The following is a 22,947-nucleotide window of genomic DNA, read 5'->3' on the forward strand; positions in this document are numbered from 1 at the left end:
AATATATGCGAACAGCTTCGCAAATACAGAAACTGCCACCTGCTAATTACCCACCAAATGTTATATTGATCGCAAATGCAACATTGCGATACTGATATCAAATAAAATATTTCGTAATGTTTTGTCTGCATTCTCATTACAGACATAAATAAACATTATAAACTCACGATAAGTTACATTATCCACTTATTATTATAATTAAACACTAAATTCATTTTTGAAATTATTAACCAAGCCTATAAATTAATAAAACAATTAACTTAATCATATGTAAAACAATAAAAATCATTATTACCAGAGATTACCTCAATTATTGAACACTGCATTAGTGAAACTACTTAAATGAGTATCCAATTTTTGTTTTGTGATTAAGATCGCATTGATTTAACTTGAATGATACTAAATTAATATTTCCATTCTATTTTTATATGGAAAATAATCAAAAAATCATGTTAAATACAATAAGGTGGTTTTTATGAAAAACAAAATAATTGTGTCTGACTCTCTACAAGAAAATTATCTTACTAAATTATTTAATGACGAAGTGTTAGCAATCCATATAAAAAAATATGTTGATAGCGATATCGCAAACAAGCTTTCTGATTTTTTTCTCTCCCATGAAAATCTAGAATGCCATCCTCATGATTTGAAAAAAGGAGATGAAGTTGTTTTAGTTGATTATGGTGTTGATAGAATTGGTCCGTCTTACAATACAACTTTTGGTCACCCCAAAGATAGCGATAGCTATAAAAAATATTTTGAAAATGCGTTACCTGCCATCAGAAATGTCAGAAATTTCTGTGCTCCAATGTTAGCTCCTTTCGATAAATTTCGTTTAGAACTGGACGAGATATGGTCCGCCGGGGCCAGCATTGCAAACTTTGAAGGTAAAAAGATGCATGCGGGTATTGCCAGAGTGATGAGCAGGCCGGAACGCTCTTTTATGGTTGAAAAACAACCCCATTTTGATGGCCTTCAACAACAATCGGTCAATTTGTTGGGCCAATTCTCAGTGAATATCTATATAAAAATGCCTACAAATGGAGGAGAGCTTGAGCTGTGGGATGTTCCTGAAATCCCTATTACCGAGTTAATCGAAGATAATGCAGAAAACGATTGGCGAGGCACACTTCCGCCATCCATCCTTATTAAACCAGAACAAGGAGATTTGATTATAATAAACACCAGGAAACCCCATGCTATTCGTAGTTTTTCCGAAGGGTGCAGAATATCATTACAAAGCTTCATTGGATTATCACTAAATAAACATCTCATGTTATGGAATTAATTATATGGTTGGTGTAATCAGTACATTAGGAACATTTTTTCTTTTAGGATTGGGAGCTGCGGCTCCCGTTGGCCCTATAAATATAGAAATTATGCGTAGACACTTGAATATCAGTTGTCTTCACGCAGTAATTTTTGGCTTAGGTGCTTGTTTTGCCGATATAATTTATTTATTACTTTTAGGTTTTGGTATATTACAATTGTTTTCCAATACTATTTTTATGCCTATTTTTGGGTTTTTAGGCGCATTGATGGTCATTTGGTTTGGTATTACCAGCTTCATAAATAAGAAAAATGAGGAAAATATCAATATCATCTCCAAACCCTATCATAGACAATTTTTTGATGGTGTATTGTTGACACTATTAAATCCATACAATGTTATTTTTTGGCTGTCTGTCAGCGCACAACTCAACAATATTGCATCAGGTAAATATAGTTTAGCTATTGGTGCAGCAGGGACAATTATTGGCGTCATTGTTTGGGTTGCCTTTATTAATACTGTGATATTCTTCTCCAGGAAAATGCTCAGTCACCGTGTTATCAAGTTTATTAATTACACCAGCGGTGTCGTTCTTATTATGCTTGGAATCTATTTCTTTTCATATTCAATAACATTATTTAATCTGAAATTTTCTTAAGTCAGGAAATGCTATGCCTGAGGGTCGAATAACGTTTTTAATCAAACGAAATTTCGTGGAGATCCTTAGGCATTACTTCTAGAACTTGCTGGTCAAGCCCCGGTAAAGCACTGTGGATCGTTTTCCAAACAATCTCAAAATCCACCTTGAAGTAGCCATGAGCCAAAGCATTACGCATCTGGTAAGCAAACGACAATGGCAATTCAGGGTTAGCAACAGCGAAATTGGGATAATGCTTCCCAATGTTATTACTGGCCTCGCCGATGATCTCGAAGTTGCGGATCACAGCTCATACAGGCACAGCCTCGGCAAGAATAGCCGCCCTGAATTTCTCTGGTAGTGCCTTCGGAGTCAACACATCCACTGGCACACCGAGCAGTTGCAACAACTCGTGCCGGATCGCGCCAATGTCAAAGAGGGTGGTTTCCGGCGTCGGGTCAATCAGGATGTCCAAGTCACTGTCTTCGGTATCATCACCGTGTATAACAGACCCGAAAACACGGGCATTACGAGCACGATGAGATTCCACTACGCGACGGATGGCCGCCCGATTGGCAGCTAAGACTATTGATGGTTTCATGCCATTAACTCCGCAACAAAATCTGGTTTTATAATATGTGGCACCAAAAGGAAAGCAATACCAAAGCCCGCTTTCCATCATCAATGTCGGTGCCAAAATCCGTGTTTTTTCTGACGTTCATGACACAGGAAAATCGCATGAATTGAAGCTTTCCTATCAGCGTTTCTTCTGTTGAAAAAAGAAGTACGGCTGTAGTACTAAATAAGATAGAACGGTTATAGCAATCGCTCCATGAGACAGTAACGCGAAATCATAGTTGTCAATTTATGTGGCAGTTGCTTAATTATGTTGATGCCTTGTTGAAATCGTTTTCATCACAGCAAAAACCAGGAAGACAAAAAATGGGTGTAGCACTATTATGAAACCTTATTCAAAACAACTGCTCTGGTTTCATTACTTATTGTTAATTAAACGAGAAGGGTTGTATCAAGCTATGGGACATCTTATCCGTACTGAACAGAGGATACCGGAGCGGTAACGATTCTCGACACACGCATTAAATTCAAGAACTACGGCTAGAATATTCTCAATTTCCTGCCCCGTTCCGTTGTGTTATCCGATAAGGCGTTTACGCCATTAAAAACATGATCCAACAAACTTAGTTGAAGTTGCTGTGACTTTGGCATATATTTTGTGCAAAGATCTCTTAAATTAATTCCCTCGTAGGGAGAACTTCAAGATGAATGCACCTGATATCAAAAAAGCACAACATGTTGCCTACGCTCAACGTGTAAAAGAGCAGAAGAGTGGTCATGCAACTCCACAGCCCTTTATACAAAGGCCAGCTTTAAGTGTGCCATCAGGTAGCTCCGTTGCAGATATGGCTCCGAACTTCTGATTCTTCCCCTGTACCGAACATGATATATTGAGCCAAGTGTTTATAATATTTAGCTCTTTTTTATGACTGTTGAACACATACCGCCTTCTGAGCAAATTTATTTGCTCAATCAAGAGTTAATCCAAAACGCTGATAGCTTAGCAGGGCCAGCAATCACTGTTGGTGGTCAAGCCGTGCGCTACTGGGTAAATACATACCTTCATAAATACTCGAAAAATAATTTACCTAACGAAGTTTTCATAACTTCTGTTGATGTCGATTATGTAACAAAACGAAACAATGTTGAAAATATCGCCAGAGCATTCAACGTTGAACCTCATTATAGCAACCCACTTGATCTCCCATCTATTGCAATATGCCTCCTGACCGATAAGGACACAAAGACGATTAAAGAGCATGAAGGCCGATTGTTCTCTAACCCTGATAACAATGATGAATGTAACCTTGTTGATATCATTGACCGGCCAGCAGGTTTTGAATACGACGATTTATCTGGCGACAAACTATACTTAAATACAGAACGTTTTATGATTAATGCAGCGCCAGGCTCTCATGAGTTCGTCCGCGTTTTGAATCCTATCGCTTGTATTCGATCTCGCCTCGCCAACATTGTGAATAAAGTCAAAGACGATATTGAGGTCGAGAAAGAGCGCATCAGAAGTCTGATGATCCCTGCTTATTACTTTCTGTTAGAAAGACTTGAGCATGAAGATTTTCGAACAGCCAGAAAATATGTTGAAGACTTTGGTTATCTGCTACAAGAACGATCCCAGCATCACTGTCTTGTGAAGTATTGGATTGAACTCCATAAAGTTCTTGAATCACTTCAAGTTAATCTCTCTGAACACAGGGATGATTACGAGTTGCCGGATATGTTTCTTGATGAAGAGTTAAGAAGAATGGCTGAACATCATAAAAATCAATATATTAGATTAAGATCTCACTTACAGTTAGACCAATAACTTTATAAGAACGAACGCCCTATTGGGTGTTTCAGACCGCTATTTTTTAAAGCCCGGTTTACCGTTTCTAGCTCTCCATTCTTTTATTTCATGCACTATGGCACTAGGACCACTTTTCCCATACTCTGGGTAATATAGAAGATCAGACCCAGCAGGCTGTTCTGATAGACGCTCAAATTCCATGACAGCAACTATACCCTATGGATTTCAAGATGCATCGCGACGGCAAGGGAGTCAATCCCCGGGAGCATAGGAAACTATGTGACCGGGGTGAGCGAGTGCAGCCAACAAAGAGGCAACTTGAAAGATAACGGGTATATATGATCTTTCTCTATGGAGTATGTATCGGTACAAATGCCTATGACAAAATCAAGGAACTCTTTTTTTGTATAATCAGATATCTTTTTCATATTCATTTACCATTTTTATGAATTTCAATATGTCGCTTCGGAGTTACTACTCGCAGGTTATTGAGTCCATAAACAGAACCATCATCTTTAATAAACTGAACATGATGTATTTCATATTGTTAGATCGATTTAATGCCAAAATCGGCTGGAAATACTAAGATATAATTCCAACACCGGCAGCGATTCAATGTTGGTATATTATCCACAAAGTATTAATCTGCGTGATGAAAAGGATTGTAAAAACCCTTTTCATCACTTATTCGACTGCTATTCTTTAAAGCCCGGTTTACCGTTTTCGGCTCGCCATTCTTTTATAACTTTGAGCACACCTTCCGGGCTATCTTCAACTCCATTCTCCGGATAGAAAATTAGTCCATTTCCGTTTGGATGTTCTACAAGTTTTTCAAAATGATCTATTAAATTATCATGTTCTTCCTCTGAAACATCCACCGCCCATATTTTATTCAATAGGGATAAGAATTCAGCTTCAGTATAATCTTCCAGTTTATTTTTCAGTTCCATCTTACATACCCTCTCTGTTAGAATGGAGTTCAATATGTTTTTTCGGTGTTACCACTCGTAAATTATCAATATCATAGACAGCTCCACCATCTTTAATTGGTTTTACATGGTGGATATCGAATTTTTTCTTTCCACCTATTTGTTCAGTTGGAATGGAAAATGGCGCATACTCTAATTCTTTTTTTATTTACATCAGAAAAATCCTTTACCAACTCAGGATCATTACCAACCTCTTTCCAAAACGCTCTTCTAAAATCATCGAAATTATTAAATGTCCTCCCTCGCAACTTATCCGCTATCTGACTGGGAATCGGCGCTCCCATATCTTGTCCTGCAAGACTTAACCAATTACCCTCAACTTTTTGCCCTCGACCAGTCACCACTCCCGGTTGATTTCGGGGGGTATTAAACATCACATAGATCGGTTTAACACCTAAATTGGCTGGAAATACCAGAATGTAATCGCGAAAATCCTTGTCTTCCGGTATCGGCAACGATTCAATATCGCTACCCACTTTATCCGGAATCGGTAATATCGTTATCTGCGACGAGATAAACGGCTGTTCCTCATTCCCAGTATGGGGAGGAACCTTAAATTCCTGTTCGTTTGGCGTCCATAAAATCGTTGGCCGATTTTCTCCTTGTTCCCAGAACTCGTAATTACCGGTAGCCGGATTTAGTTTCATCATACGAACCGGCACTTTATCCAGACCACTCTCCGGGCTGACGTGATACCCCTGAACTGTCATCCTGCCGCTTTTTCCATCTCTAATCCAGCGAAAACGAACACGGGTCGGCGCTTTACCAAGCTGTTCTGCAATCTCACTAAGATGATGCTGGTTTAAGTAATCTTCCTCGCCTTCATTTAACCCGGATGAATAAAACAGCCCCATTAATCCGACTGTCAACGGATTTGGTACCGCCAGCCAACGCCCGGCGCTGGTAATACCACCGCCAATGTAACGCATCACCAATGCTTCACTATCCGCTATAGCGCTACGGGTAGTTGCAGTCACCGCGATAGCAGCAGCTTCGGCCTTATCTTTGCTGCCGCTAAGCCACCGTTTATACCACGGTAATTTTTTATCCTGCGGTTTATCCGGTTTAGGTGGGTGTTTATTACTCTGCGGGGGCTGTTCAGGTTTTGATACCATTACCGGAGCAGGAGATAACGGAACCTGACATATCGCCATCCTACCAAAGTTATTTACCGGTTCAGTTTCTGTACCGGCATCGGTACAGCCTTTACCTCGCTGACGGGATTTGGCAAATACCGGGATCGGAGGAGGAGCCTGGGTTACAGGCGGTGGTGAGGATTGGATATTTCCCATTTCCTTCACCGGTGATGAGAAGTTTTGCGCTGCCATATGAGCAGGTGCTTGTTGACGAAGCTGCTCCTGTTTCTCGTAACTGTCCATCACTGAATTAATAAATCGGGCCCGACAGGGACAAGTACTAATGCTATCCAATGTGCCCGCCAGCTTACTCCCCATGTCAAACATATCTGTTAATGATGTAAGTGCCGGGATGTTTACCACAGGTAACCTTATCCCCTTCACGAGCAGTTGCTCACCCGTCAGATGTCATAGTGTGGTCACCAGTAATAATCTGGCCGCCACAAGTTGTTTTATCACCAACCAGCAGGAAATATCCTATTGCCATCTATTCACTTCTCCATTAATTCACCGTATGAAGAGTGGTTCTAACTGAAATCATCATGTTTTCACCACTTATGGATTAATAAGCGTTCAATGATGCAATAGATTTCGCTTAAAGATATATAGGAATATTCCGAAATTTATCGAAATTAAGTTGCCTGATGCTAATAATACCTCATGATTTATAAAAATTTATATACAATTTTTTATCAAAAGCAAATATCACGAATAAATTTGCAACCAATGACGATATTGGTTTTGCATGCAAATGGTTTCTAAGGACACAACATCAGATTAGCAGGATTCATGGGGTAGGTTTTCTCAGTATAAAAATCAGCTCTTTTTATATGAGTCTTGATTAGATCAAAAAAGTGCTGACCAAAAGGCCAGCACTTTGTGATGAATCTAAAACAGCATCGAAACACTGTTTAGAATAAGCAATAACTTGTTATCTTCAAACTTAATCGTAGATATTCACGCGATCACGCAACTCTTTGCCAGGTTTAAAATGGGGAACGTATTTACCTTCCAGCTCCACTTTATCACCGGTTTTAGGGTTACGACCTACGCGCGGAGCACGGTAGTGAAGAGAAAAACTGCCGAATCCGCGTACCTCTATACGTTCACCATCTGCCAATGTTATTGCCATATGGTCGAGTATTTCTTTCACTGCATCTTCAACGGTTTTGGCCGAAATATGAGATTGCTGGCCAGCAAGTCTTTCAATTAATTCAGACTTGGTCATGAGTACCTCCCTAAACTACCGCACTTGGATAACACTTACGTGTTATCCACCGTTATTCACTTGAATTATTCGCCTTTCGCTGCTTTGAAAGCTTCAGCCATTGCATTGTTTGCAAAGTTTGCGTCTTCTTGCTTGTTCACAGAAGCGATAGCGTCTTTTTCGTCAGCTTCGTCTTTAGCGCGAACAGACAGGTTGATAACGCGGTTTTTGCGATCAACACCAGTATATTTGGCTTCAACTGCATCACCCACATTCAGAACCAGCGTTGCATCTTCAACACGGTCACGAGAAGCTTCTGATGCACGCAGGTAACCTTCAACGCCGTCAGCCAGTTCTACTGTCGCACCTTTAGCATCAACCGCGGTCACTTTACCAGTCACAATAGCACCTTTCTTGTTCACAGACAGGTAGTTATTGAATGGATCTTCCGCCAGTTGTTTGATGCCCAGAGAGATACGCTCACGTTCTGCATCAACTTGCAGAACAACAGCCGCGATTTCATCACCTTTTTTGTATTCACGAACTGCTTCTTCTCCAGCAACGTTCCAGGAGATGTCAGACAGGTGAACCAAGCCATCAATGCCGCCATCCAGACCAATGAAGATACCAAAGTCAGTAATAGACTTGATCTTACCTTCAACACGGTCATTTTTGTTGTGAGTTTCAGCAAATAGCTGCCAAGGGTTAGCTTTACACTGTTTCAGACCTAAGGAGATACGACGACGTTCTTCGTCGATATCCAGAACCATAACTTCCACAACGTCACCAACGTTAACCACTTTAGATGGGTGGATGTTTTTGTTGGTCCAGTCCATTTCTGAAACGTGTACCAGACCTTCAACGCCTTCTTCGATTTCTACGAAGCAACCGTAATCAGTCAGGTTAGTTACGCGACCAGTCAGTTTAGTACTTTCTGGATAACGCTTAGCGATTGCTACCCAAGGATCTTCGCCCAGTTGTTTCAGGCCCAGAGATACACGGGTACGCTCACGGTCAAATTTCAGTACTTTAACTGCGATTTCATCGCCCACATTGACGATTTCACTTGGATGTTTAACACGTTTCCAAGCCATATCAGTAATGTGTAGCAAGCCATCAACGCCACCCAGATCAACAAATGCGCCGTAGTCAGTCAGGTTCTTAACGATACCTTTAACTTCCATACCTTCTTGCAGGTTTTCCAGCAGTTGATCACGTTCTGCACTGTTTTCAGATTCGATAACAGCACGACGAGAAACCACGACGTTGTTGCGTTTCTGATCCAGTTTGATGACTTTAAACTCAAGCTCTTTACCTTCCAGGTGAGTTGTATCACGAACTGGACGAACATCAACCAGAGAACCAGGCAGGAATGCGCGGATACCGTTCAGTTCAACAGTAAAACCGCCTTTTACTTTACCGTTGATGATGCCGGTAACTGTTTCTGCGTCTTCGTAAGCTTTTTCCAGCATCAGCCACGCTTCATGGCGTTTTGCTTTCTCACGAGACAGAACAGTTTCACCAAAACCATCTTCAACAGCGTCTAGAGCAACATCAATTTCATCACCGACCTGGATTTCCAGCTCACCCTGAACATTTTTAAACTGTTCTACAGGAATAGCGGATTCTGATTTCAGACCTGCATCGACCAATACAACGTCTTTATCAATAGCAACAACGATGCCGCGAACGATAGCACCTGGACGAGTTTCAATAGATTGCAGGGATTCTTCAAAGAGTTGAGCAAAAGATTCTGTCATGTTAATGATCTTCAAGATTTTAATTTAACGTCCATTTAGCTTCCCGCCGAATGGGGTTGTTTTACATGCCCTGCTACGATTCCCTGTAACAAGGTTGTCTGGTTTGCGGAAAAATTCTCTACCCGCGTACCTAGTTTTTAGTAGGTCGTCATCAATTATAAGCTAAAAACTTAAAATCGCTCAGGTAATTGAGAGAATTTTTTTCGCATAATTTAGCGCCTTGTCGATAACTTCTTCGATAGACATACTGGTTGAATCCAATATTAATGCATCTCCAGCCGGCGCTAACGGCGCAACTGCCCGGTTACGGTCACGGTAATCACGTTCCTGTATCTCGGACAAAAGACATTCAAAGTTAACACTAAAGCCTTTTTCCTGCAACTGTAGCATACGTCTGTGCGCACGTTCTTCTGCACTGGCATCAAGGAATATTTTTACCGGGGCATCAGAAAACACCACAGTTCCCATATCACGGCCATCTGCAATCAAGCCCGGTGCAACCCGAAAAGCACGCTGACGCCGTAACAAGGCTTCACGAACTCGTGGAAAAGCAGCCGCCTGCGAGGCAGTATTGCCGACCGTCTCGGTCCGGATCTCATTACTGACATCCTCGCCCTCAAGCATCACACTGAGCTTCCCTTTTCTAGGGACAAAGCGCACATCAAGATTAGCAGCCAGAGGAACTAACGCGTCTTCAGACTGGATATCCACCTGATGATGAATCGCTGCCAGTGCCAATACTCGATAAATAGCACCTGAATCAAGCAGTTGCCAGCCTAAGGCCTCTGCCAGTGCCTGGCATAATGTTCCTTTACCTGCACCACTTGGCCCATCAACAGTTATTACTGGGGCTATCGCCACCATTATTGTTCTCCTTTAGCATGGCAAGTTAACACTTCACCAGATGCTGAATATTTACTCAATAAAATAATCAATATCTGCCGTTTATTATACGCACTCACAGAGTGAACGAAATAAGCGCATGCCATGTAGATAGATTTTGATCAAAGAAATACGCTTTATTAAATCATAATAATCGATAATTATGACTTTCGCTGGCTTAATCTCTCCAATTGATTGAAATAATCAGGAAAGGTCTTTGCTGTACAACCTGGATCGAGAATGGTAACCGGTGTATCGGACAGCGCCACCAATGAGAAACACATCGCCATTCGATGATCATTATAGGTACCAATTTCAGCAGGTAACAATCTTGGTGGTGGTGTGATGCGAATGTAATCACTCCCCTCTTCCACCTCTGCACCGACTTTACGCAATTCAGTTGCCATCGCATGCAGCCGATCCGTCTCTTTTACCCGCCAATTGTATATATTGCGAATGACGGTCTCCCCTGCCGCAAACAACGCAGTGGTTGCAATGGTCATAGCTGCATCAGGAATCTCATTCATGTCCATATCAATGCCAGTGAGAGAGCCTCGTTCACATTCAACAAAGTCATCACCCCAACGAATTTTCGCCCCCATTTTCTCCAGCACATTGGCAAATTTGATATCCCCTTGAAGGCTATTTTTACCAACTCCGGTCACCCGCACAGTACCACCTTTAATTGCTGCGGCCGCCAGAAAATAGGAAGCAGAAGAGGCATCACCTTCAACCAAATAGTGGCCCGGAGAAACGTATTGCTGTTGGCCTTTAATATGGAAAATCTGATATTGATCGTGATTTACGGTAATACCAAAACTTTTCATCAATGCCAGAGTGATATCAATATAAGGTTTGGAAACCAATTCCCCTTGAATATGAATCTCAGAATCATTTTCCGCCAATGGTACAGCCATCAGCAATGCGGTCAAAAATTGGCTGGAAACCCGGCCATCTACCGTCACTTTGCCGCCAACAAAACCCCCTTTGACGTGTAACGGCGGATAATTTTCCTGCTCCAGATAATCAATTTCTGCGCCCCCTTGGCGCAAAGCATCCACCAGATGACCAATCGGGCGCTCTTTCATCCGAGGTTCGCCGGTAAGAACGACGTCATTTTTTCCCAAGCATAACGCGGCGGTTAGGGGACGCATTGCTGTGCCGGCATTACCCAGAAACAGTTCTACCGGCCCTTTATGGGTAATCAATCCACCAATACCGTCAACTTCACAACGGGTACGATCATCAGATAAACGATAACTGACACCCAACGCAGCCAAGGCATTGAGCATATGACGAATATCATCACTGTCCAACAAGTTAGTTAAGCAGGTAGTACCTTTAGCAAAGGCTGCCAGTAATAACGCACGGTTGGAAACACTTTTTGATCCTGGCAGGTTAATAGTTCCACTAATGGAAGAAATAGGTTGTAGCATCAGGGATTGCATAAATAACAGGCTCTCCGATTCTCAATTAGGTTATTTTTAATTATAAGTGAGTCATTGTTACGTTTGAGGAAATATTTTTTTCTACCCTGAGATAGACCGGGAACCATTGTTCCCGGTAAAGTTGACAAATCAGCCGTTACGACGCTCAAAATCAGCCATAAAATCAACTAAAGCCTGAACCCCTTCGACAGGCATTGCATTATAAATAGAAGCACGCATACCGCCGGAAACCCGGTGACCTTTCAATGCCTGCAACCCTTGTGCATCTGCTTCTGCCAGAAATTTGCTGTCCAGTGAGGCATCAGCCGTCTTGAACGGCACATTCATCAGGGAACGATTTTCAAGGACGACTTGGTTATGGTAGAAATCACTGTTATCAATGGCATTATAAAGTAACTCAGCCTTAGCACGGTTACGTTTTGCCATCTCTTGTACCCCGCCTTGCTCTTTCATCCACTTGAAGACCAAACCAGAGAGATACCAGGCAAACGTTGGCGGCGTGTTGAACATGGAGTCATTCTCTGCCAGCACCGTATAATCAAGAATAGACGGGGTTTCTTTACGGGCTTTGCCTAATAAATCTTCACGAACAATAACCAGTGTGAGCCCCGCCGGACCAATATTTTTCTGCGCTCCAGCATAAATCATACCATAACGGCTAACATCTAACGGCCCGGAAAGAATAGAGGAAGAGTAATCCGCAATAATAATTTTATTATCATCAAAATCTGGCTCTTTATGAATTGCGATACCATCAATGGTTTCATTCGGGCAATAATGGACATAAGCCGCATCATTACTTAATAACCATTCACTCATTGGCTTAACGCCTTTCAAGCCATTAATTTCGGTTTTGATATTAATTACATTCGGCGTGCAATATTTTTCTGCTTCTTTGACTGCACATTCAGCCCAGTAACCACCATCAATATAATCAGCTTTAACATTATCACCCAGCAGGTTCATTGGGATAGCGGCAAATTGACCACGGGCGCCACCATGGCAGAACAATACTTTATAGTTTTCAGGCACTGACAATAGATCTCTCAGATCATTTTCAGCTTCCTTTGCCACTGCGACAAATTCCTTACCTCGGTGACTAATTTCCATAATTGAAGTCCCAATACCATGCCAGTTACAGAGCTCTTGTTCAGCTCTACGCAATACTTCGACCGGTAACATAGCGGGACCTGAACTGAAATTATATACCTGATTCATTTACCTCACCTTATTCTGACGAAATAACAATGATTGATAACAATAAATAATCTGATATATCGGTTGTACCATTCCCATTTCATTGCTGCAATGGTTATTCAAACGTTGAACAAAACTATCGCAAAAATAGCCAATAAACTTGTTCATTCAGCGCTATTACAGGTGAGCCGCTTATTTTTTACCTTTTTTATCTACAGCTATGAGAGGAAGGAATAATGTGAAATGACGAATCGGGTAAAGCAATAAAGCCATGATGTCGGTAAAATCGCACTGCATTATCATCTTTTGCATCAACAAGCAGCGCATAAGACGCAATTTCGGCACGAATGGTCCTCTCAATAGCATCAGCTAGCAATGCTCCACCGAGTCCCTGATTTCTAAATGCCTGATCAACGGCCAACCTCCCCATCCGTACTGCCGGCACTGTTGGGTATCGTGGCAGTTTCTTAATAGTAACCGTAGGGAGGTTGGTCAACTGGATACCGGCAGCAGCCAGAGTATAATATCCCACTACCCGGTGATCATGAAGCGCAACAAAACAAGCTGCACCTGTGCGCTCTATTGTTATCTCTGAATCACAAATCAATATTTCACAAACATCTCGTGAATTTTTACCGGATCACGCGTTTCAGTCAGAGCTAATTGTAAAAGCACTCTGGCCTTTTGTGGGTTCAGACGTTCAGAAGCGACAAAGCCATGCTTGCTATCATCCACTTCCGCATCCTGAGTAACATATCCCACCGGTACACGGCTTGATCTGACGACCACAACCCCATCTTTAGCCGCTTGAGCCAAAGTATCGAAAATCGCCTTATACATATTACCGTTGCCCACACCAGCGCTGACAATACCTTGGTAACCATCTCTCAACAGAGCTTTCGCCGGCAGATCAGACGCATTGGCATAGTTATAGACAATGCCTACTTTAGGCAGTTTATCCAGTTTACTGACATCAAAAATCGCCTTACTCGCTCTCGGCTTAGCGTCAGCGTAATAATTGACTTTGCCATTATGAACAAAGCCCTCAGCACCCGCATTAACTGGCTGGAATGCCTGAACTTCGGTGGTGCTCATTTTCACCACAGTGCGCCCACTGATAACCGCATCATTCATTGCCATCAACACACCACGTTTGGCTGATGCTTGATCACCGGCAACCACCACAGCGTTATACAGATTTAACGGGCCATCGGCACCAAGCGCCGTAGACGGGCGCATCGCACCAACCATGACAATCGGTTTCTGGCAGTGGGTAGTTAGATCGAGGAAGTAAGCAGTTTCTTCCATTGTGTCAGTACCGTGGGTGATAACAAAACCATCGGTCTTGCCACAATCAGCGTTGATTCTTTTCGCTAGCGTCAACCACACCTGATCATTCATATCCTGCGAACCAATACTCACCACCTGCTCACCTTTTAGGTTGGCGATATCTTTGATCTCAGGAATAGCATTGACTAATTCATCAATAGCAACTCTTCCAGCAACATAGTTGGATTGGATTGCAGACTTCCCACCACCCGCAATCGTCCCTCCTGTCGCCAAAAGCGTAATATTTGGTAAAGCAAAAGCAGAACCACTAATTAATGCCAATAAACTGGCTAAAGCTGTGTGTTTCATCTTTTTCATGCTTCTTCCTTAATAAAAAATATCCTGTTAGATTATGGATGATGATAACAATAAATCTGTGATACATACCAGACTTTAGCTACTGAAAAAAAACTCGTATGATGAGCGCCCCATAACGAGCACTCATAAGTGAATACCATGACGCAAACCTTTATTCCCGGCAAAGACGCCGCACTGGAAGACTCAATCAACCGTTTTCAGCAAAAACTGCAACACCTTGGTTTTAATATCGAAGAAGCTTCATGGCTGAACCCGGTTCCTAATGTCTGGTCGGTTCATATCCGCGACCGCGATTGCCCTCTCTGTTTTACCAATGGCAAAGGTGCCAGCAAGAAAGCCGCTTTAGCTTCTGCTTTAGGGGAGTATTTTGAACGCTTGTCAACTAACTATTTTTTTGCTGACTTCTATTTAGGCGAAGCTATCGCTAACGGTGATTTTGTCCATTATCCGAATGAAAAATGGTTTGCTTTACCGGAAGATGATTCTCTACCAGCAGGCATTCTGGATGACCGGTTACACCAATTTTATAATCCTGAAAATGAGTTATGCGCCAGTCAGTTAGTCGATTTGCAATCAGGTAATGAAGAGCGTGGTATCTGCTCGCTGCCATTTACTCGTCAGTCTGATGATCATACCGTCTATATTCCGATGAATATTATTGGCAATCTTTATGTTTCCAATGGTATGTCAGCTGGCAACACTATGAATGAAGCCAGAGTTCAGGGATTATCTGAAATTTTTGAACGCTATGTGAAAAATCGTATTATCGCCGAAGGCATCAGCCTGCCAGAAATTCCCCAGGAAGTGATGAACCGTTATCCCGGCGTTGTCGCCGCAGTCAGCAAATTACAGGATGAAGGTTTCCCACTCTATTGTTATGACGCCTCTCTCGGTGGACAGTTCCCGGTTATTTGCGTAGTGCTGTTTAATCCCAATAACGGGACTTGTTTCGCCTCTTTTGGTGCACATCCTGAATTTGGTGTAGCACTGGAACGTACTGTGACCGAATTATTACAAGGACGCAGTTTGAAAGATCTGGATGTGTTCAATGCGCCGACTTTCGATAATGAAGAAGTGGCAGAACATACCAATCTGGAAACTCACTTTATCGATTCGAGCGGTTTAATCAGTTGGGATTTATTCAAACAAGATGCTGATTATGCGTTCGATGACTGGAATTTCAGCGGCACGACAGAAGAAGAGTTCGCCACTTTGATGGCTATCTTCAAACAATTGGATGCCGAAGTTTATATTGCTGACTACGAGCACCTTGGTGTTTATGCCTGCCGTATTTTGGTTCCGGGAATGTCTGATATTTATCCTGTGGAAGATTTACATCTTGCTAATAACACGATGGGAACGCATTTGCGGGAAGCTTTATTAGCATTACCGGATAGCCAGTGGCAAGCCGAAGAATATCTGGCACTGATTGAGCAATTAGATGAAGAAGGTTTGGATGATTTTACCCGTATCCGTGAGTTGTTTGGCATTGCGGTGGGTAAAGATAATGGCTGGAGCAATTTACGGATTGGTGAACTAAAATCCATGTTGGCGCTGGCTGGCGGTGATTTGGAACAGGCTTTAATTTGGGTAGAATGGACTCAAGATTTTAACGCCTCAATCTTTACGGCCGAACGCGCTAATTATTATCGCTGTTTGCAAACACTACTTTTACTTGCTCTGGAAGCGGATAAAGCGCCTACACAATATTATCAAGCATTCGTAAAAATGTATGGGCAAGATGCTGTTGAAGCAGCATCAGCAGCTATTTCTGGTGAACACTGTTTTTATGGTCTGTGGTCAGTTGATGCAGATTTAAAATCACTGCCCGCTCATCAGGCTTTATTGGCTGCTTATGAGAAGCTGCAAAAAGCAAAATGCGATTTCTGGAACGCAAAATAAAATTGTAGAAAAGACAATTTATAATTAAAAGTAAAATTCAGGTTAAATTAAATTTATTTGCAACAACAAGTAAATAACAATTTGGCCTGTAATTTTACTTACCAAACTTCCTACCAATGGGTTAAATAAAAAAATATTATAATTTTTAAAATTTTTTTATTTTATTAAAATCAACAGGTTAAGTTGAATTTAAACCATTTTCACTCCCCAAAACAGAGTCCACTCTCAGGGAATTATGATCTATATCAAATTCTCCCCTTCACGCCTTTGTTACTATCATTACGTACCGTAACTTATTAATGATAAAGAGAATGTTGGTATGAAAGCTGACACCCCCTTTAACCTATTACCACCTGCGATAATGACACAAATCGCCAATGACATTGGTGTTTATAAAACTACTAAACCTGTTGCCATTACCTATCTGTCAGCAATAACTGCCGGAATTTTTATTTCCATTGCATTCGTCTTTTATATTACCGCGACTACAGGAACCACATCTGTCCCTTATGGGCTAGCTAAATTAGTCGGCGGTATCTGTTTTTCCCTTGGATTAATGTTAGTAGTCGTTTGCGGAGCAGATTTATTTACTTCTACTGTGTTGACGATTATTTCCAAAGCCACCGGGCGTATAACCTGGTATCAAATGATTAAAAACTGGATTAACGTTTATCTCGGTAATTTGATTGGCGCGCTATTTTTCGTCGCCATTATCTGGTTTGCCGGTCAATACCGTGTTGCCGACGGATTATGGGGCTTGAATGTCTTGCAAACAGCAAACCATAAAATGCATCACTCTTTTATTGAAGCGCTATTTTTAGGCATTCTCGCCAATTTAATGGTTTGTCTCGCTGTTTGGATGAGTTATGCCGGACGTAGTTTAATGGACAAAATATTCGCCATGATTTTGCCAGTAAGTATGTTCGTTGCCAGCGGCTTTGAGCACAGTATTGCGAATATATTTTTAATCCCGCTTGGTGTTGCTATTAAACATTTCGCACCAACTGAATTTTGGATTAACGTAGGGGCAACGCCTGAACAATTTTCTCAACTCACCATTGCACACTTTATTACTAACAATTTAATTCCAGTCACTATTGGTAACATTATCGGTGGCGCCATTTTGGTGGGTTTAACTTACTGGTCAATTTATCTGCGTAGTGAGCAAAAACATTAATTAGCTCTCTCGCCTGATTTCTTAAAAGTTCGATTATTACAAAGGTAGAAGTATCATGACTGAATTAAATAAAAAGTTCTCTGTAGCATGGCAAGGTTTTAACCTGGGTGATTGGCAAAGCGCAGTCAATGTTCGTGACTTCATCCAAAAAAACTATACGCCATATGAGGGTGATGAATCTTTCCTGGCAGGTTCGACAAAAGCGACCGATACCTTATGGGAAAAAGTCATGGAAGGTATCAAAATCGAAAACCGCACTCATGCGCCGGTTGATTTTGATACTGATGTTGCTGCTACTATTACCTCCCACGACGCAGGTTATATCGAAAAAGATCTGGAAACCATTGTTGGCCTGCAAACGGAAGCCCCATTAAAACGTGCCCTAATCCCATTTGGCGGCATCAAAATGGTAGAAGGATCATGTAAAGTTTATGGCCGTGAACTCGATCCTAAATTGAAACAGATTTTCACTGAATACCGCAAAACGCATAATCAAGGCGTTTTCGATGTTTACACACCAGATATTCTTAAATGCCGAAAATCTGGTGTTCTGACAGGTCTGCCTGATGCCTATGGCCGTGGTCGCATTATTGGTGACTACCGTCGTGTTGCAGTATACGGTATCGATTTCTTGCGTGATGATAAATTAGCTCAGTTCAATTCATTGCAGGAAAAACTGGAAAACGGTGAAGATCTGGCAATGATTATTCAATTGCGTGAAGAAATCGCTGAACAGCACCGCGCTCTGGGCCAGATTAAAGAGATGGCGGCTAAATACGGCTATGATATTTCTGGCCCCGCCACTGACGCTAAGGAAGCGATACAGTGGACTTATTTCGCTTATCTGGCAGCGGTTAAGTCTCAAAATGGTGCCGCAATGTCCTTCGGTCGCGTTTCCAGTTTCCTGGATATCTACATCGAACGTGACCTGAAAGCGGGTAAGCTGACAGAAGTTGAAGCTCAGGAATTAATTGACCATCTGGTGATGAAACTGCGTATGGTTCGTTTCCTGCGGACACCTGAATACGACGAACTGTTTTCCGGTGACCCAATCTGGGCAACAGAATCTCTGGCAGGTATGGGAATAGATGGTCGCACGCTGGTGACTAAAAATAGTTTCCGCTTCCTGAACACCCTATACACAATGGGCCCATCACCAGAACCCAACATGACCATCCTATGGTCCGAAAAACTGCCGACAAATTTCAAAAAATTCGCGGCAAAAGTTTCCATCGATACCTCATCTTTGCAATATGAGAACGATGATTTGATGCGCCCTGACTTCAACAACGATGATTACGCTATTGCTTGTTGCGTCAGCCCTATGATTGTGGGTAAACAGATGCAATTCTTCGGCGCCCGCGCAAATCTGGCTAAAACGATGCTGTACGCTATTAACGGCGGTGTAGATGAAAAGCTGAAAATGCAGGTTGGCCCGAAAGAAGAGCCAATAAAAGATGAAGTGCTGGATTACGACAAGGTTATGGCCCGCATGGATCACTTTATGGATTGGCTGGCAAAACAGTATGTTACTGCACTAAACATCATTCACTATATGCATGATAAGTATAGCTATGAAGCGGCACTGATGGCACTGCACGACCGTGATGTTTACCGTACTATGGCCTGTGGCATTGCCGGTCTATCTGTCGCCGCTGACTCATTGTCTGCCATCAAATATGCCAAAGTGACACCGATTCGTGATGAAAATGGTTTAGCGGTTGATTTCAAGATTGAAGGTGAATATCCACAATTCGGTAACAACGACTCACGTGTTGATGATATCGCCTGTGATTTGGTTGAACGTTTCATGAAAAAAATCCAGAAACTGAATACTTATCGCAACGCGGTACCGACACAATCCGTTCTGACTATCACTTCTAACGTGGTATATGGTAAGAAAACCGGTAACACCCCTGACGGACGTCGTGCTGGCGCACCATTTGGACCCGGTGCCAATCCAATGCATGGTCGTGATCAAAAAGGTGCCGTCGCCTCTTTGACCTCTGTGGCTAAATTGCCTTTCGCCTATGCAAAAGATGGTATCTCTTATACCTTCTCTATCGTACCAAACGCGTTAGGCAAAGATGATGAAACACGCAAAACTAATCTGGCTGGTTTGCTGGATGGTTATTTCCACCATGAAGCAGAAATTGAAGGTGGTCAGCATTTGAACGTCAATGTGATGAACCGTGACATGCTGCTCGATGCCATGGAAGACCCTGAGAAATACCCTCAGCTCACCATCCGGGTATCAGGTTATGCCGTACGTTTCAACTCACTGACTAAAGAGCAACAACAGGATGTAATTACCCGTACTTTTACCCAATCTATGTAATAATTTGTTAGCAAAGGCCCTGAATTTTAGGGCCTCTATTCGTTTATCCTGCCAGTTTTGGAGTAAACCTGTTATGTCCGTACTTGGTCGTATCCACTCTTTCGAATCCTGTGGCACCGTTGATGGCCCCGGTATCCGGTTTATTGTTTTCTTTCAAGGTTGCCTGATGCGTTGTCTCTATTGCCATAACCGCGACACATGGGATACCCACGGCGGCAAAGACGTGACTGTTGAAGAATTGATAAAAGAAGCGACAACCTATCGTCATTTTATGAACGCATCCGGTGGCGGGGTTACTGCATCGGGTGGTGAAGCCGTTCTTCAAACTGAATTTGTACGTGACTGGTTCCGAGCCTGTCGTGCCGAAGGTATTCATACTTGTCTTGACACTAATGGATTTGTCCGCCGCTATGGTCCGGTTATTGATGAATTAATGGATGCCACAGATCTCGTTATGCTCGATTTGAAGCAACTTAATGATGAGATTCATCAGAAATTAGTCGGTGTCTCCAATCATCGCACCTTGGAGTTTGTCCGCTATCTGGCTAAACGTAACCAGAAAACCTGGATTCGTTACGTTGTGGTTCCGGGTTGGTCCGATGATAATGAATCCGTTCATAAGCTAGGTGAATTTACCAAAGATATGAAAAATATTGAAAAAATCGAGCTTCTGCCTTATCACGAACTGGGTAAACATAAATGGACAACTATGGGGGAAAAATATCAGTTGGAAGGTGTAAAACCGCCAGCAAAAGAGACAATGGAGAGAGTGAAAAACATTTTGGAAAGTTATGGTCATAAGGTTGTCTATTAATTAAATTAGTTAACTTCCATCTCTGAAATGACGTTTAAAAACAGTAGGAAAAACCATTTTAAATATCAAACTCTGGCTTGCCAGGATCAAACTACACGCACAAGTGGATATAGTATTTGGGATGAAATGGCTTATTAAAGATGGACTTCATATTAAACAGAGATCGTAATAGAAGCAGTGATTATTATTTCAAAATGGGGGTACCTTGCGGTCAAGCCAATAAGCGAGTCAGCATATGATTCATATAACGAATAAAAGATTAAGGTATAAGTCGTTTATATCTTTTCATAAATAAATAACTTTCCAAAATGGTGCTACACCTTATCTACTAACAACCCTATGTATAACAATGGGTTGAAGGAAGCTACGTGTAGCGGAATTATGAAACCTTATTTATAAACGACTTATATATCCGTTATCTTTCAAATTGCCTCTTTGTTGGCTGCACTCCCTTGCCGTCGCGATCCATCTTGAAATCCATAGGGTATAAAACCTATTCCCTAACAAATTAATTTCATCTGCTATCGGTATTCCATCTCTTTTTTCAACTGATTTTATTAAGTTTATCTCACGAGAATTAAATCCACTCTTTATCATTAATAATGCCTCTATTTTCTGTTTTGTCATTATCTAAACATCCCAATAAGTAAGCAATCTGATTAATATACACTAAATTTCATCATAATATAAAAAGAAAACAATCCACATAATCAGAAAAATATTTATCACGATGTGCTATATTTTTATATTTCTTCATAAATATAAATAAGTTAACTGACATCAAGAAAAGTGCAATAGGCATTGAAATAACCACAGCAAATAAAACTCCATAAAGATTAATTACAGTCTCCATTAAAACAACAAGGGGTCGCCTCAGAAGATAAAGCCAATCACCCCACTCTTTCATTCCAGAAGTGACATTTTAAAGTCGCAATAACAACTTCAGAATATCATGGCTTTTAATATTGCATTATGTAGCAAATTCCCCGGTACCAGAATTTGTAAATTTTGATACCTTACAACAAAGGAATTCATGAACTCTGTTTGGATACCAAAATCAGTAATAAACGGTCACATCAGGCACATGAACATTGAGGTTTTAACGAAACAGAATGAGTCATTTGTTTCCGCAAACAACTCACTTAATCGCGTTCCCCACGCTCTTAGGGCCCCGATAAAGTTGCTTCCGTCTGATAGGTTTCAGCTTCGCCAGGCAAACGTAAAAGTCCCTTGTATAGTCATCATCCTGTAAGAACAAAAATGCCGATCTTGAATATCGGCATTTTGCTGTGAAAGAGAAGATTAATTTAATGCTTTAACGCTTCAATTTTATCCCGGCTCAGTCCGGTACTAGTGACAATAATATCCAAACTCACGCCATGCCGTAATAAGGCACGAGCCGTTTCCAGTTTACCTTCCTCTCTACCTTCTGTTCGGCCTTCTGTTCGGCCTTGCTCAATACCTTGCTTGATACCTTGCTCGCGCCCTCTTTGTTCAAGCTCTTCTGCAATAGTCATCAACATCGTTTCATGCTTCGGAGATAGTTGCTTCAGTCTGACCAGTTTCAGCTTCGCCGGGCAAACGTAAAAGTCCCCTGTACAGCCATCACCTTGAATAAGAACAAAAATGCCGATCTTGAATATCGGCATTTTACTGTGAAACAGAAGATTAATTTAATGCTTTAACGCTTCAATTTTATCCCGGCTCAGTCCGGTACTGGTGACAATAATATCCAAACTCACGCCATGCCGTAATAAGGCACGAGCCGTTTCCAGTTTACCTTCCTCTCTACCTTCTGTTCGGCCTTCTGTTCGGCCTTGCTCAATACCTTGCTTGATACCTTGCTTGATACCTTGCTCGCGCCCTCTTTGTTCAAGCTCTTCTGCAATAGTCATCAACATCGTTTCATGCTCCGGAGATTGTTCAATCAGTTGATGGACAAAGTGGGAGAGATCCAGCGTATGTCCATTCAGTAAAATATAGCTTAACACAACATTGCGCTGCTCGGCTGTATTATACCCCGCATTCAAGAGTTCCACCAATTGGGGGACCCATTCCTGCATATCCCGGCAGCGAATGTGTTTTTGCACCAGCTCCATCAGGGCAACGCCTTTATGTGTCAGGATTTCTTCATCGCTGAGCACACTGACGTCCACTAAC

Annotated in this window: 24 protein-coding genes and 4 pseudogenes; 10 read left to right on the forward strand and 18 right to left on the reverse strand. The window is 41.8% G+C overall.

Annotation, left to right across the window (positions count from 1 at the left end; all coding sequences use genetic code 11):
• Positions 1 to 475: 475 nt before the first annotated feature.
• Entirely contained in the window at positions 476 to 1,288 is an 813-nt protein-coding gene (locus ACGF5R_RS18355; protein WP_387692110.1) for a 2OG-Fe(II) oxygenase, read from the forward strand.
• 4 nt (positions 1,289 to 1,292) lie between these two features.
• Entirely contained in the window at positions 1,293 to 1,928 is a 636-nt protein-coding gene (locus tag ACGF5R_RS18360; protein WP_162120402.1) for a LysE family translocator, read from the forward strand.
• Positions 1,929 to 1,965: 37 nt separating this feature from the next.
• Here the strand turns inward: ACGF5R_RS18360 and ACGF5R_RS18365 are convergent, their stop codons facing one another.
• Together ACGF5R_RS18365 and ACGF5R_RS18370 are read right to left on the reverse strand one after the other, a co-directional pair.
• A complete protein-coding gene (locus ACGF5R_RS18365; protein ID WP_387692112.1) occupies positions 1,966 to 2,214 on the reverse strand; it encodes a DUF86 domain-containing protein in 249 nt (82 codons plus the stop codon).
• A 3-nt stretch (positions 2,215 to 2,217) separates the two neighbouring features.
• Entirely contained in the window at positions 2,218 to 2,508 is a 291-nt protein-coding gene (locus tag ACGF5R_RS18370) for a nucleotidyltransferase family protein (RefSeq protein ID WP_387692114.1), read from the reverse strand.
• 37 nt (positions 2,509 to 2,545) lie between these two features.
• On the opposite strand from ACGF5R_RS18370, the gene ACGF5R_RS18375 reads away from it, so the two are divergent.
• From ACGF5R_RS18375 to ACGF5R_RS18390, 4 genes and pseudogenes are all read left to right on the forward strand, one after another.
• The gene (locus tag ACGF5R_RS18375; protein ID WP_387692116.1) at positions 2,546 to 2,683 is read left to right on the forward strand and encodes a hypothetical protein; all 138 of its coding nucleotides are present in this window, start codon (positions 2,546 to 2,548) and stop codon (positions 2,681 to 2,683) included.
• Positions 2,684 to 2,705: 22 nt separating this feature from the next.
• Positions 2,706 to 2,870 (forward strand): annotated as a pseudogene (locus ACGF5R_RS18380) (IS630 family transposase); the annotation flags it as partial.
• A 317-nt stretch (positions 2,871 to 3,187) separates the two neighbouring features.
• On the forward strand, positions 3,188 to 3,346 hold the full coding sequence (locus tag ACGF5R_RS18385; RefSeq protein WP_387692118.1) for a hypothetical protein: 159 nt from the start codon (positions 3,188 to 3,190) through the stop codon (positions 3,344 to 3,346).
• A 62-nt stretch (positions 3,347 to 3,408) separates the two neighbouring features.
• Positions 3,409 to 4,308 carry a hypothetical protein gene (locus ACGF5R_RS18390; RefSeq protein ID WP_387692120.1) on the forward strand — a complete coding sequence of 300 codons (900 nt, stop codon included), beginning with the start codon at positions 3,409 to 3,411 and terminating at the stop codon, positions 4,306 to 4,308.
• 39 nt (positions 4,309 to 4,347) lie between these two features.
• Here ACGF5R_RS18390 and ACGF5R_RS18395 read toward each other — a convergent pair.
• From ACGF5R_RS18395 to ansB, 12 genes and pseudogenes are all read right to left on the reverse strand, one after another.
• A pseudogene (locus ACGF5R_RS18395) lies at positions 4,348 to 4,494 on the reverse strand (bacteriocin immunity protein); the annotation flags it as partial.
• Positions 4,495 to 4,565: 71 nt separating this feature from the next.
• Positions 4,566 to 4,724: a bacteriocin immunity protein gene (locus ACGF5R_RS18400; RefSeq protein ID WP_112876630.1), complete on the reverse strand. Its 159-nt coding sequence runs from the start codon at positions 4,722 to 4,724 to the stop codon at positions 4,566 to 4,568.
• Complete coding sequence (locus ACGF5R_RS18405; RefSeq protein WP_387692132.1) at positions 4,721 to 4,828, reverse strand: hypothetical protein; 108 nt, start codon at positions 4,826 to 4,828, stop codon at positions 4,721 to 4,723. Before ACGF5R_RS18405 ends, ACGF5R_RS18400 begins: the two co-directional genes overlap by 4 nt.
• Before the next feature lie 157 nt (positions 4,829 to 4,985).
• Positions 4,986 to 5,240 (reverse strand): bacteriocin immunity protein, encoded by a 255-nt coding sequence (locus tag ACGF5R_RS18410; RefSeq protein WP_112876631.1) that lies wholly within the window; start codon positions 5,238 to 5,240, stop codon positions 4,986 to 4,988.
• A gap of 1 nt (position 5,241) precedes the next feature.
• Positions 5,242 to 6,902: pseudogene (locus ACGF5R_RS18415) on the reverse strand (S-type pyocin domain-containing protein).
• A 456-nt stretch (positions 6,903 to 7,358) separates the two neighbouring features.
• The gene (gene ihfB / locus ACGF5R_RS18420) at positions 7,359 to 7,643 is read right to left on the reverse strand and encodes an integration host factor subunit beta (protein ID WP_011145915.1); all 285 of its coding nucleotides are present in this window, start codon (positions 7,641 to 7,643) and stop codon (positions 7,359 to 7,361) included.
• Between the two features lie 65 nt (positions 7,644 to 7,708).
• Positions 7,709 to 9,382: a 30S ribosomal protein S1 gene (rpsA, locus tag ACGF5R_RS18425; RefSeq protein ID WP_065390862.1), complete on the reverse strand. Its 1,674-nt coding sequence runs from the start codon at positions 9,380 to 9,382 to the stop codon at positions 7,709 to 7,711.
• Positions 9,383 to 9,562: 180 nt separating this feature from the next.
• Positions 9,563 to 10,246 carry a (d)CMP kinase gene (cmk, locus tag ACGF5R_RS18430; RefSeq protein WP_112876632.1) on the reverse strand — a complete coding sequence of 228 codons (684 nt, stop codon included), beginning with the start codon at positions 10,244 to 10,246 and terminating at the stop codon, positions 9,563 to 9,565.
• A gap of 179 nt (positions 10,247 to 10,425) precedes the next feature.
• Positions 10,426 to 11,712, reverse strand: coding sequence for a 3-phosphoshikimate 1-carboxyvinyltransferase (gene aroA / locus ACGF5R_RS18435; protein WP_112876633.1), 1,287 nt, complete (start codon positions 11,710 to 11,712; stop codon positions 10,426 to 10,428).
• Between the two features lie 129 nt (positions 11,713 to 11,841).
• Complete coding sequence (gene serC, locus ACGF5R_RS18440; protein WP_112876634.1) at positions 11,842 to 12,930, reverse strand: 3-phosphoserine/phosphohydroxythreonine transaminase; 1,089 nt, start codon at positions 12,928 to 12,930, stop codon at positions 11,842 to 11,844.
• 187 nt (positions 12,931 to 13,117) lie between these two features.
• Positions 13,118 to 13,516: a GNAT family N-acetyltransferase gene (locus ACGF5R_RS18445; protein WP_240000690.1), complete on the reverse strand. Its 399-nt coding sequence runs from the start codon at positions 13,514 to 13,516 to the stop codon at positions 13,118 to 13,120.
• Positions 13,513 to 14,556, reverse strand: a complete 1,044-nt coding sequence (gene ansB, locus ACGF5R_RS18450) for an L-asparaginase 2 (protein WP_112876635.1) — start codon at positions 14,554 to 14,556, stop codon at positions 13,513 to 13,515. Before ansB ends, ACGF5R_RS18445 begins: the two co-directional genes overlap by 4 nt.
• A 138-nt stretch (positions 14,557 to 14,694) precedes the next feature.
• Here ansB and ycaO point away from each other — a divergent pair, with 138 nt between their 5' ends.
• The 4 genes from ycaO (at position 14,695) to pflA (ending at position 20,787) form a co-directional block, all read left to right on the forward strand.
• Positions 14,695 to 16,458, forward strand: a complete 1,764-nt coding sequence (gene ycaO / locus ACGF5R_RS18455; protein WP_262981481.1) for a 30S ribosomal protein S12 methylthiotransferase accessory factor YcaO — start codon at positions 14,695 to 14,697, stop codon at positions 16,456 to 16,458.
• Between the two features lie 319 nt (positions 16,459 to 16,777).
• Positions 16,778 to 17,635: a formate transporter FocA gene (gene focA, locus ACGF5R_RS18460; RefSeq protein ID WP_387692123.1), complete on the forward strand. Its 858-nt coding sequence runs from the start codon at positions 16,778 to 16,780 to the stop codon at positions 17,633 to 17,635.
• Positions 17,636 to 17,690: 55 nt separating this feature from the next.
• Positions 17,691 to 19,973 (forward strand): formate C-acetyltransferase, encoded by a 2,283-nt coding sequence (gene pflB, locus ACGF5R_RS18465; protein WP_112876638.1) that lies wholly within the window; start codon positions 17,691 to 17,693, stop codon positions 19,971 to 19,973.
• Positions 19,974 to 20,046: 73 nt separating this feature from the next.
• The gene (pflA, locus tag ACGF5R_RS18470) at positions 20,047 to 20,787 is read left to right on the forward strand and encodes a pyruvate formate lyase 1-activating protein (protein WP_387692125.1); all 741 of its coding nucleotides are present in this window, start codon (positions 20,047 to 20,049) and stop codon (positions 20,785 to 20,787) included.
• A gap of 393 nt (positions 20,788 to 21,180) precedes the next feature.
• On the opposite strand, the gene ACGF5R_RS18475 is transcribed toward pflA, so the two are convergent.
• The 4 genes and pseudogenes from ACGF5R_RS18475 to ACGF5R_RS18490 all read right to left on the reverse strand — a co-directional run.
• Positions 21,181 to 21,414: a hypothetical protein gene (locus ACGF5R_RS18475; RefSeq protein ID WP_112876640.1), complete on the reverse strand. Its 234-nt coding sequence runs from the start codon at positions 21,412 to 21,414 to the stop codon at positions 21,181 to 21,183.
• Between the two features lie 52 nt (positions 21,415 to 21,466).
• The gene (locus ACGF5R_RS18480) at positions 21,467 to 21,694 is read right to left on the reverse strand and encodes a hypothetical protein (protein WP_387692127.1); all 228 of its coding nucleotides are present in this window, start codon (positions 21,692 to 21,694) and stop codon (positions 21,467 to 21,469) included.
• 400 nt (positions 21,695 to 22,094) lie between these two features.
• Positions 22,095 to 22,319, reverse strand: a pseudogene (locus ACGF5R_RS18485) (ISNCY family transposase); the annotation flags it as partial.
• A 141-nt stretch (positions 22,320 to 22,460) separates the two neighbouring features.
• Positions 22,461 to 22,947: Rpn family recombination-promoting nuclease/putative transposase (locus ACGF5R_RS18490; protein WP_387692129.1), on the reverse strand; the 487-nt coding region annotated here is incomplete at its 5' end.

The sequence above is a fragment of the Photorhabdus sp. RM71S genome (assembly GCF_042879355.1).
In the GTDB taxonomy this organism is placed as follows: domain Bacteria; phylum Pseudomonadota; class Gammaproteobacteria; order Enterobacterales; family Enterobacteriaceae; genus Photorhabdus; species Photorhabdus kayaii.